At 75.0% G+C, this 9,983-nt stretch carries 9 protein-coding genes; 5 read left to right on the top strand and 4 right to left on the bottom strand.

What is annotated here, in order from left to right; genetic code table 11:
• The 4 genes from AB0M46_RS29485 to AB0M46_RS29470 form a co-directional block, all read left to right on the top strand.
• On the top strand, window positions 1-327 hold a 327-nt coding region (locus AB0M46_RS29485), incomplete at its 5' end, for a cytochrome d ubiquinol oxidase subunit II (protein ID WP_363341150.1).
• A gap of 54 nt (window positions 328-381) precedes the next feature.
• Window positions 382-2,001, top strand: coding sequence for a thiol reductant ABC exporter subunit CydD (gene cydD / locus AB0M46_RS29480; RefSeq protein ID WP_363341156.1), 1,620 nt, complete (start codon window positions 382-384; stop codon window positions 1,999-2,001).
• A gap of 85 nt (window positions 2,002-2,086) precedes the next feature.
• The gene (cydC, locus tag AB0M46_RS29475; protein WP_363341148.1) at window positions 2,087-3,679 is read left to right on the top strand and encodes a thiol reductant ABC exporter subunit CydC; all 1,593 of its coding nucleotides are present in this window, start codon (window positions 2,087-2,089) and stop codon (window positions 3,677-3,679) included.
• Window positions 3,680-3,712: 33 nt separating this feature from the next.
• Entirely contained in the window at window positions 3,713-4,411 is a 699-nt protein-coding gene (locus AB0M46_RS29470) for a permease prefix domain 1-containing protein (protein WP_363341146.1), read from the top strand.
• Window positions 4,412-4,658: 247 nt separating this feature from the next.
• Here the strand turns inward: AB0M46_RS29470 and AB0M46_RS29465 are convergent, their stop codons facing one another.
• Complete coding sequence (locus tag AB0M46_RS29465; RefSeq protein WP_363341145.1) at window positions 4,659-4,991, bottom strand: helix-turn-helix transcriptional regulator; 333 nt, start codon at window positions 4,989-4,991, stop codon at window positions 4,659-4,661.
• Between the two features lie 136 nt (window positions 4,992-5,127).
• Between AB0M46_RS29465 and AB0M46_RS29460 the strand changes: the two genes are divergently transcribed.
• Window positions 5,128-6,459, top strand: a complete 1,332-nt coding sequence (locus AB0M46_RS29460) for a hypothetical protein (RefSeq protein WP_363341143.1) — start codon at window positions 5,128-5,130, stop codon at window positions 6,457-6,459.
• 5 nt (window positions 6,460-6,464) lie between these two features.
• On the opposite strand, the gene AB0M46_RS29455 is transcribed toward AB0M46_RS29460, so the two are convergent.
• From AB0M46_RS29455 to AB0M46_RS29445, 3 genes are all read right to left on the bottom strand, one after another.
• Entirely contained in the window at window positions 6,465-7,268 is an 804-nt protein-coding gene (locus AB0M46_RS29455) for a hypothetical protein (protein ID WP_363341141.1), read from the bottom strand.
• Window positions 7,269-7,362: 94 nt separating this feature from the next.
• Entirely contained in the window at window positions 7,363-8,160 is a 798-nt protein-coding gene (locus tag AB0M46_RS29450; protein WP_363341139.1) for a CPBP family intramembrane glutamic endopeptidase, read from the bottom strand.
• Between the two features lie 81 nt (window positions 8,161-8,241).
• The gene (locus AB0M46_RS29445) at window positions 8,242-9,501 is read right to left on the bottom strand and encodes an Ig-like domain-containing protein (protein ID WP_363341137.1); all 1,260 of its coding nucleotides are present in this window, start codon (window positions 9,499-9,501) and stop codon (window positions 8,242-8,244) included.
• Between the last annotated feature and the right edge of the window lie 482 nt (window positions 9,502-9,983).

Here is a 9,983-nt window from a genome sequence, read left to right as displayed (position 1 = left end):
GGCACGGCGCTCGCCCTCGCGGCCGCCGCGGCCGTACACCTCGCCGGCCTGGCCGCGCGGCGGGACCGCGGGGGCCGCGCGTTCGCCGCGACCGCTGTGGCGTGCGCCCTACCCGTGCTCGCGGCTGCGTCGGCGCTGTTCCCGACCGTGCTAGCGTCCACGCTGGACCCGGGCGCGACGGTGACCGTCGGCGACGCGGCCGCCGGCGGCGACACGCTGCGGCTGCTCGCCATCGGCGCGGCCCCGCTGCTCCCGGTGCTCGTCGCCGTCCAGGCCGCCTGCTGGTGGCTGTTCCGGCGCCGGTCTTCTCACGCCCTGTACTGGTAGGCGAGAAGCGGACTCGTAGGCGGATTGGACTTCACAGACGTGGACAAGAGGCTCATGCGGATCGGGCCGGTCCGGCGGTACGCGATCGTGCTGGCCGCCTCCGCGCTGCTGGCCGCGGTCCTCGTGGTGACCCAGGCGGTCAGCCTCGCCACGCTGCTCGCCGCCGCGGCCGGCGGACGGCTGGACCGGGCCGCCCTGGCCGTGGCGCTTGCCGCGGTACTGCTGCGGGCCGCGCATGCCGGCGCGCTCACGGCGATCGCCGGGCGCAGCGCCGCCGGGGTCAAGGCGCACCTGCGCGAGGAACTGCTCGACTCGGCCGCCCGCCGCGGTCCGGGCTGGCTCGCCGGGCGCCGGGCCGGGGAGCTCGCCACGCTGGCCGGCCGCGGGGTGGACGGCCTCGACGGGTACCTCACCGGCTACCTGCCGCAGGTGTTCCTGGCCGCGTTCGTCCCGCTGGCCGTGCTCGGCTGGCTGGCGCTCACCGACCTCACCTCCGCGGTCGTGGTCGCGCTGACCCTGCCGCTCATCCCGGTCTTCGGCATCCTCGTCGGCAAGCTCACGGGGGCCCGCACCCAGCGGCAGTGGGACCTGCTCGGCCGGCTCGGCGGGCACTTCCTCGACACCGTGCGCGGCCTGCCGACCCTGCGGGCGTTCGGGCGCTCGTCGGCCTACGTGCGCCGGGTCAGGGCGACGGCCGAGGCGTACCGCGGGGCGACGATGCGCACCCTGCGCCTCGCGTTCCTGTCGGCGCTCGTGCTGGAGCTGGTGGCCACCGTCTCGGTCGCGCTGGTCGCCGTGCCCGTGGGCCTGCGCCTGCTGCACGGCGGCCTGACGCTCACCGCCGCGCTCGTCGTGCTGCTGCTGGCCCCCGAGGCCTATCTCCCGCTGCGCGCGCTGGGCACCAAGTTCCACGCCAGCCAGGAAGGGCTCGCGGCGGCCGCGGAGATGCATGCGGTACTGCTGGAGCCTCCCCCGGCGACGACCGAGCCCCGGCTGCCCGCCCCGGACGCCGCCGTGGTCCTCGACCGGGTCGAGGTGCGCTACGGCGACAAGATCGCGCTGCGCGACGCCACCCTCGAGATCGAGCCCGGCGACCGGGTCGCGCTGGTCGGCCCGAGCGGCGGCGGCAAGTCCACGCTGCTCGCGCTGCTGCTCGGCTTCGCCACCCCGTCCGCCGGCCGCGTGCTGGTCGGCGGGGTGGACCTCGCCGGCCTCGACCCGGCGGCCTGGCGGGCGCGGCTGGCCTGGCTACCGCAGCGCCCGCACCTCTTCGCCGGCACGGTCGCCGGCAACATCCGCCTCGGCGCCCCGGACGCGTCGCTCGACGAGGTGGTCGCCGCCGCGGTGGCTGCCGAGGCCGACGGATTCGTGCGGGCGCTGCCGCACGGCTACGACACCGACCTCTCCGCGCACGGCCTGTCCAGCGGCCAGCGCCAGCGCCTGGCCATGGCCCGGGCGTGGCTGCGCCGCGACGCCGCGCTGCTCCTCCTCGACGAGCCGACCGCCCGCCTGGACCCGGCCAGCGAGGCCGCGGTCGTCGCCTCGGCCGCCCGCCTGGCCGCGGGCCGCACCGCCCTGCTCGTGGCCCACCGCCCGGCGCTGCTGTCGATCGCGACCCGCACGGTGACCGTGGACGGTTCCCTGACCGAGCCGCGCCCGGCGGTGGCGGCGTGATGCGGGGGTTGTGCACGCCGGGTGCTGTCGCGCGGTCGCTGTTCGCCGGGGTGCTGATCGAGCCGCGGCCTGCGGTGGTGGCGTGATGCGGGGGTTGCTCACGCCGGGTGTTGTCGTGCGGCTGCTCTTCGCCGGGCTGCTGGCCGTGCTGACCGAGGCGGCCGGGGTCGGGCTGGTCGGGACCGCGACGTGGATGATCGTGCGGGCGGCCGACCAGCCGCCGCTGGCCGCCCTCGCCGTGGCGATCGCCGCGGTGCGCGCCTTCGCCCTGCTCAAGGGCGGGATCCGGTACGCCGAGCGCCTCGCCGGTCACGACGTCGTCCTCCGGGTGCTGGCCGACCTGCGCGCCCGCGCGTTCGCCGGCCTGGCGGCCCGGGGCGATGCGGCGCCGGGCGGGGACGCGCTGAGCCGGGTCGTGTCCGATGTGGACGCCGTGCAGGACCTGCTGCTGCGCGCGGTGCTGCCGGCCGGGGTCGCCGCCGTGGTCGGCCTCGCCGCGGTGGCCGGGGTGGGCGCGGCCGACCCGCGCGCGGGCGCGGTGCTCGCCGGCGGCCTGCTCATCGCGGGCGTGCTGCTCCCGGCGCTGGGCAACGTGCTGGCCCGCACCGGCCCGGCCTCGGCCGCCGCGATCGCCCGGACGCGCGGCGAGGTGGCCCAGTCCACTGTGGATTTGGCCCACGGCGCCGCCGAGCTGATCGCGTTCGGCGCCATGCCCGCCGCGCTCGCCGAGTCCTCCGCGCGCTCGCGCCGGCTGGCCCGCCTGGAGGCCCGTTCGGCCGCGGTGTCGGGCCTGGTGACGGGGTTGGCCGCGCTGGTGCCGGCCGGCGTCGCGGTCGCCGCCGCCGTGCTCGTCGCGGGGCCGGCCGCACCGGTGCTGGCGCTCGTCGCCCTCACCGTCGGCGAGGTCGTGGTGCCGCTGGCCGCCGCGGCCGCGCGCCAGGGCGAGGTCCGTGCGGCGGTCGGGCGCATCCGCGAGATCGCCGTGGCTGCGCCGGACCCCGCCGACGCGCAACCCGCGCAGCGACGGGCCTTGGCCGGAGCCGTGCCGCTGCGGCTGCGGGGGATCACCGTGCGCTACCCGCACGGCGGGCGGGCGGCGCTCGACGGCGTCGATCTCGACCTGCCGGCCGGGCGGCGGTTGGCCGTCGTCGGCGCCAGCGGGGCCGGGAAGTCCACGCTCCTCGACGCCATCGCCGGGCGGGCGCCCGTGACCGGCGGGCGGGTGGACGGGGTGCCGGAGGGGGCCGAGCCCTGGCAGGTGGCCGGGGGCGTGTTCGCCGACGCGCACGTCTTCCACGACACGGTGCGGGAGAACCTCACCCTCGGGCGGGACGGGTTCGGCGATGACGAGCTGGGGGCGGCGCTGGAGGCGGCCGGGCTCGGGGAGTACACGGGAAGGCTCGACGACATCGTGGGCGAGGACGGCGGGCGGCTGTCGGGCGGGCAGCGGCAGCGGCTCCTGCTGGCCCGGGCGCTGCTCGATGCGCCGCCGGTGCTGCTGCTGGACGAGCCGACCGAGGGGCTCGACCCCGCCGCGGCCGACGCCGTGCTGGCCACCGCACTGCGGGCGGCGGGGGAGCGCACCGTGGTGGTGGTCACCCACCGGCGGGCCGACCTGGCGCTGTTCGACGAGGTCGTGACCATCGACGACGGGCGGCTGACGGCCACCGGCGGTTGACGGCGGCGGCGCACCGTGTGGGACCCTGGACCGGTGGAGGGGGTGTCCCAGCGAGACCTTGCCGCGGCCGATCCGATCGACGTCTACGTCGACGGCCTGGCCGCCGCGCTGCGTGGGCCGCGGCGCACGCGCGACGAGATGATCACCGAGGCGCGGCACAGCCTGCAGGACGCGGCCGACGCGTTCGAGGAGGCGGGGCTCGCGCCGCTGGACGCCCGGCGGCGGGCCGTGCGCGAGTTCGGGACGCACCGCGAGGTCGCCCCCGCCTACCAGGCCGAACTGGCCGCGCAGCAGGGCCGCCGCACGGCACTGTGGATCGCACTGGCGCTGCCCCTGGTCAACGTCCTCGCGCCGCTCATGTGGTGGGACAGCCCGTGGGGGACCGGCCACGCGAGCCCCCTCTACTGGGTGCTGGTCGACCACTTCAAGTACACGTCGTTCCTCGCCGCGGCGATCGCCGGGCTGGTGGTGGCCGGCTTCACGTGGGGGACTCGTTACCTGCGCGACGGGGTGCGGTACACCCGCATCGTCGGCCTGGGCTCGGTCACCTTCCTGGGCGTGCACGGGCTCATCGGCGCGGCCGTGTTCGGGCTCAGCATCTACCAGTGGCCGGGCGCCGCGACCTGGCCGCCGGCGCTCGCGGGGATGGCGTTCAACGCCGGCGCGTTCGGCTACGCGGGGCTGCTCGCGGTCCGCTGCGTCTCGTTCGCCCGCCGCGCCGCCCTGGCCTGAAGCCCGCCCGGCCTGAGGTTCACCGGGCCGGAGGCTCATCGGGCTTGAGGTTCGCCGGGCCGGAGGCTCATCGGGCCTGCGGCGAAACCGGCAAGTAGGGCTTTTTCGATAAGTCGGGCGCTGCGCGCCACGACTTATCGGATTTATACGGCGTCAGGCGACATGTCCGAAAAGTCGCGGCACGGAGTGCCCGACTTTTCGGAAAAATGCCCATAGATAGGGTGGAAAGGGTTGAGCTGGAAGGGCTCTACGCCGAGGCCGGCGGCGCCAGGAGCACCGCGCCGATCGTGGCGGTGAACTCCTGCCAGGCCGAGCGCTCCTCTGCCAGCACCTTCCGGCCCGCGTTGGTCAGGCGATAGGTGCGCCGCTCGCGCCCGCCGACCGTCGACCACGCGCTCTCCACATAGCCGGCCCGCTCCAGCCGGCGCAGCGCCGGATACACGGTCCCGGTGGGCAGGGCGAGGGTGCCGCCGCTGCGCTCCTGGAGCGCCTCGATGATCGCGTATCCGTGGCGGGGTTCGCCGTCGAGCACCGCGAGCAGGAGTGCGTCGAGATGCCCGCGTAGCGCGTCCGCCTTCATGTGTAGCGAGTCTACGGGTTGGCCGCTCGCCGCGCCACGGCAGGGGTTTAGCCTCCCGGCCGCTGGGCAGGACCGGTGCACATTACGCGGGACTTGGGGGAACGGGCGGGATGAGCGTACAGACTGGGCCGGGCCGATGAGGCGGCGGGCGGAGACGGCGGCCGACGTCGACCTGCAGTGGCCGACCGGGCTGGGCACCGCGCTCGCGATCGCCTCGGGGCGGGCGCTGTCCTACCGGCGCGGGGTGCCCCGCCCGGTGGTGTCCGCTCCCCGCTGGAGCGCGGCCCGAGGCCGGCACGCCCGCCGCGACTCCAGCACCACGCTCGACGCCGGCGTGGTCGCCCGCTGGCTCGTCGGGCAGCTGCCGGGCGGGCGCTACAACGGCCTCGTCGTCGGCTCGCCGCACGGGGCCGCGCTGCACCTGGCGGCCGGGCTCGGGGTCCCGTGGCTGCCGGCCGCGTTCGAGCTGCCGACCGCCGACATCGCCACCTTCGACGGCACGGCCCCCAACGGGGTCGCGGCCGACGGTGTGGCCGCGGCGAAGGCGGGGGAGCGCAACGCCCGGCCGATCCTGGAGGCCAACCCCGACGTCGCGGTCCGGCAGGTCTACGACCCGGTGTGGCGGGGCTGGTCGGCGTCCGCGACCGCGTACGCGGTGGTGCGCTGGCAGCGGCTGCCGGATGCCTACCGGGAGTTCATCGCCGACCGGCTGCGCCCGGACGCCCCGATCATCGTGACCCGGGACGTGAGCCGCTGGCTGACCGTGGGCGGCTCGCCGGGGTACACCTTCCAGCTCGGCGGCCGCGCGACCGGCCTGACCCCGGGCGACTACTACGACCGGCGTACCGCACCGGGGCCGAGCCCGGACGGGCCGGAGGACAGCGACGGCGAGCGGAGCGTGGACCGCGGGTTCGTCGAGGACCTGCGCCGCTTCGCGGCCGCGCACGGGCACCCGGTCCGGCAGGTCCTCTACCGGCACCCGGACGTGTTCAGCGGGGCCGTCGCCGACCTGTACCGCGACTGGCTGCGGGCCGGCGAGCGCACCGGCAACCGGCTCGTCGTCGAGTGCGGGCGGCTGCTCGACCCGTGGCACGTGGTGCGGGCCGGGCTGGTGCCGTACTGGTGCGAGTACCCGCTGCGCTCCGCGGTCCGGGCCGTCTCGTGGTGGCTGGCCGGCAGCGAGCCGTTCACGTCGGTCGACGTCCTGCCGGAGCCGCCGGGGGTGTCGCTGCCGACGACCGCGCCGCTGGCCGAGTGGGAGGCGGTGGCCGCGTTCGGCGCCCGGCACGCGCTCGTCGACAGCCGCTGCGCCCGCGCCTACCCGGGCGGCGGGGTGCCCGCCCACCACGCCACCCAGGTGCTGCGCACGCACCCGCACGACCTGCCGTACCTGCCGTTCATGAAGGCCGAGGAGGCGCTGACGAGCCTCGCCCAGCGCGGGCAGGCCGACGGGCTGCTGATCCTGTAGGCCGCCTACGCGCTGGTGTTGTCCTCGGACTTCTCCTTGTTCTTCTGCACCTTGCTGATGACGTCGTGCAGGGGCTTGGTGCCGCTGCCGACCACCACGCCGGTGATGATGGCGTCGACCCAGACCGGGATGCCCTGCCAGCCGTCGCCGGCGATGGAGTGCAGCAGGTAGAGGCCGCCGGACGCGGACGCCACGGTGGCCAGGGCGACCGCGATGCCCCACGAGACCAGGCCGCGGCTGGCCCGCCCGCGCTCCACCATGGACTTGGCGTGGGCGACCTGGATCAGGTCGTCGAGGGTGGCGTCGTGGTACTTGTTGGCCATGTTGGCCACGGCCCGCTCGAGCTCGCCCTTGGCGTGCCGTCCGGGCATGAACCGGGCGAAGGGCTCCAGCACGCGCTCGACCGCGGTGGCGAAGGCGAAGAGCACCCCGAACAGCGCGGTCGCGTCGGGGAGGTGGATCTCGTCGGCGTTGACGCCGAAGTGGTACAGCGCCCAGGACCCCGCCCCGCCGGCCGCGATGAGCAGGAAGGCGGCGACCAGCGAGCCGATGCTGGCCGGCTGGCTGGCCACGGCCGCGGCCTCGCCCCCGGACACGGGCGGCACGTCGCCGCCGAGCGCGGCGGCCACGGCGGCGCCCACCTCGGGGACCGCGCCGGGTGCCGGGATGCGCTGGGTCACGTCGCCGTCGACCGGTCCGGCCTGCGACGGGACGGGCGGCTGGACGAGGTTGGGCGGGGCGACGGTGGCCGCGGCCACGACGCGGTTGCCGGAACTGCCGAGGATGGTGGTACGCCGGACCAGAGCCATGCGCGAGAGGCTAGCGCCCGTCGATGCCCCGGCCCATCCGGAGATCGTGCATCCGACGCTCGGTCGACCGGCCGTGCCCGCGTGCCCGGCGCCTTCACCAGGCCGGCGACGAGCGCGCCGTGCCCGCGTCGGGGCCCGCGGGCCGCAACGGCGCGGGCGAGGGTTGCGGCGTGCCCTCCGCCGGAGCGGGCGGAGCCGCCGGGACCACCCGGGGGCCGAGCAGCGAGGCCAGGTCGACCGCGATGTGCACTGCCATCGGCGCGAGCAGGTTGCCGGTCGCCGCGTAGAGGAGCGTCGCGAAGAAGGCGAACCCGAACGAGCTCAGCACGCCGGCCCGGCCCTGGTAGCGGTGCCCGGCGGCGAACAGCACCGCCGACAGGAACGCCGCCGCCCACGGGCTCAGGCCGAGCACGCCGACGCCGGCCGCCACGAGCGTCCCGCGGAACACGATCTCCTCGCCGGCCCCGACGACGGCGGCGACCAGCACGGCCAGGCGCCGGTCCCGCCGGGTGCGCGGCAGCAGGTGGGCGATCTTGGCGTCGGCCGGGACCTCGATGCGCCGGTTGCGCCAGTACAGGACCCCGCCCAGCGCGGCGAGGATGCCGGCGGCGACGGCCAGGCGGTGATCGGTGAGGCCGGCCAGGCCCAGGTCGGCGGCGTCGACCCCGGGGTCGAGCAGCGGCACCAGGGCCAGCGCGGCGAGCGTGCCGGTGTAGGCCAGTCCGCGGCGGTAGACCCGGGCGGCGCCGGCCGGGTGGGCCAGCGCGAGGGCCCGCAGCCGGGCCGTGCGGGCCGGGGTGGAGCGCACGACGCTGATCAGCAGGAGCAGTGCGATCGCGCCGGTGGCGGCGAGCCCGGCCGGGCCGAGTTGCGGCGTGATCGCGGTGAACACAGTCACGATGATGCAACAGCGAACGGGCCGCCGTCTGCCCCGAGGGGGAGCGGACGGCGGCCCGTCGAAAACGTGGTGCGGTTACGCGGCCGGGGCCGACGCGCTGGCCGGGGCCGAGGCCGGGGCGCTCGCGGCGGTGCCGGCCGGCGCCGGGAGCGCGCTGCCCTTGACGTACTCGTCCCAGGACTTGTCCCAGTCGGTCCAGCCGTTGCCCCAGGCGAGCTTGCGGGTCGTGTTCTTCACGATCACGACGTCGCCGATCTTGGTCAGGTTGTACAGGTACTTCGCGTTCGCCTCGGACACGTTGGTGCAGCCGTGCGAGACGTTGCGCTTGCCCTGGTCGCCCACCGACCACGGGGCGGCGTGGATGTACTCGCCGCCGCTGGTCATCCGCTGCGTCCAGTACACCGTCTCGCGGTACGGGTCGTCGGGGTCGGTCCCCACGAACAGCTCGGACTGGTTCTTGTCCATGACCACCATGTTCCCGGAGGAGGACGGGGTCTTGGGCTTGCCGAGGCTGACCGGGAGCGTCTTGATGACCGTGCCGTTCTGCTCCACCGTCATCTGGTGGGTCTTGTCGTCGGTCGTCATGACGATGCTGTCGCCGATGGAGAACGTGCTGGTGACGTCCTTGGTGCCCCAGCCGGTCTTGGTCAGCTGGAGGCCGCCGACGGCCAGCCGGACGTTGATCTTGGTGTTGGGTTTCCAGTATTCCTTCGTGCGGTAGTGGATCTCGCCGCCGTTGAACCAGTGCCAGGTGCCCGTCTGCGGCGGGTCGGACGTGACGATCAGCCGCTGCTCCACCGCGGCGCGCATCTCCTGCGGGACGCTGGAGCCGAACCGCACGACGATGGGCATGCCCACGCCGTACACCTTGTTGTCCGTGATCGCCGTCGAGACGTTGACCGTCTTGGCGGGCTTCGCCATGGTGGTGAACGTGATCTTCTTGCCGGCGGTGTCGCCGGCGGAGGTCACGGTCGCCGTGTACTGCGTGCCGTACTTGAGCTGCGACCCGGGGACCCACGCGGCCCCGTCGGCGCGCAGCGAGCCGGCCACCTGCGCACCGGTGGTGTCCGTCAGCGTGACCTGGGCGTTGGCGCCCGGGCCGGTCCGCAGGGACAGCTCGGTGGCGGTGGGGACGTTGCTCGCGCCGTCGGCGGGCTCGGCGAAGGCCGCACTCGGCAGCTCGGCGGACGCGGAAGCCGAGGGGCCGCCGGCGCTACTGCCCGTGCCGTTCCACTTCGGCTTCGAGCTGTCGCTGTCGCCGCTGCAACCGGCAGCCAGGACGACGACGCCCGTGAACGCGGCTATCGTGGCCAGTGCGCGTGCGGAGACTCCCATGTCCACACCTCCTTCAAGGGACTTGTGACGCTGGTTCGCGTTTGGGTTTGGGTAAGACGTTGTGAAGTTGGGTACGAGCATGCCCGGGTTACCACGCCGGTGTATCCCGGGTTTGTGCCAGCGGTGCAACGTTGCCGAACTCGATGGTGGCTGGCGATCTTGCCGTGCATCATCGTAGGGAGTAACGCACGACGGCAGCCATCCGCTCGTTGGACGTGTTCCGGACCGTCCGAGGTTGCGTGACAGTTCTGTAACAGCGCTCCGACCTGGCAGCCCGTGGGATTTGTCACGATCCGTGCTGTAGGTCGGGCGCGGGTCGGCACGGTACGTTGTTCGCCACCACATTCGGCGGGCGCGCCGGCGTGCGGTACATGACTCGAGTACGAAGCATGCAAAATGCGCCCGCTCTTCGCGTACACTGGCAAGACCGCTCCCCAGGGCCGACGTTGTCCCGATTTGCACTCGATGACGTCAGGAGGCCC

Source organism: Dactylosporangium sp. NPDC051485 (genome assembly GCF_040682015.1).
In the GTDB taxonomy this organism is placed as follows: Bacteria; Actinomycetota; Actinomycetes; order Mycobacteriales; family Micromonosporaceae; genus Dactylosporangium.
Note: the sequence above shows the minus strand (reverse complement) of the source record. Positions and strands in the feature narration are given on the sequence as shown.

Bases quoted from the DNA above. Each gene is read 5' to 3' on its own strand.
- cydD (WP_363341156.1), top strand. From the start codon at position 382: ATGCGGATCGGGCCGGTCCGGCGGTACGCGATCGTGCTGGCCGCCTCC.
- cydC (WP_363341148.1), top strand. From the start codon at position 2,087: ATGCGGGGGTTGCTCACGCCGGGTGTTGTCGTGCGGCTGCTCTTCGCC.
- AB0M46_RS29465 (WP_363341145.1), bottom strand. From the start codon at position 4,991: ATGAAGGCGGACGCGCTACGCGGGCATCTCGACGCACTCCTGCTCGCG.
- AB0M46_RS29460 (WP_363341143.1), top strand. From the start codon at position 5,128: ATGAGGCGGCGGGCGGAGACGGCGGCCGACGTCGACCTGCAGTGGCCG.
- AB0M46_RS29455 (WP_363341141.1), bottom strand. From the start codon at position 7,268: ATGGCTCTGGTCCGGCGTACCACCATCCTCGGCAGTTCCGGCAACCGC.
- AB0M46_RS29445 (WP_363341137.1), bottom strand. From the start codon at position 9,501: ATGGGAGTCTCCGCACGCGCACTGGCCACGATAGCCGCGTTCACGGGC.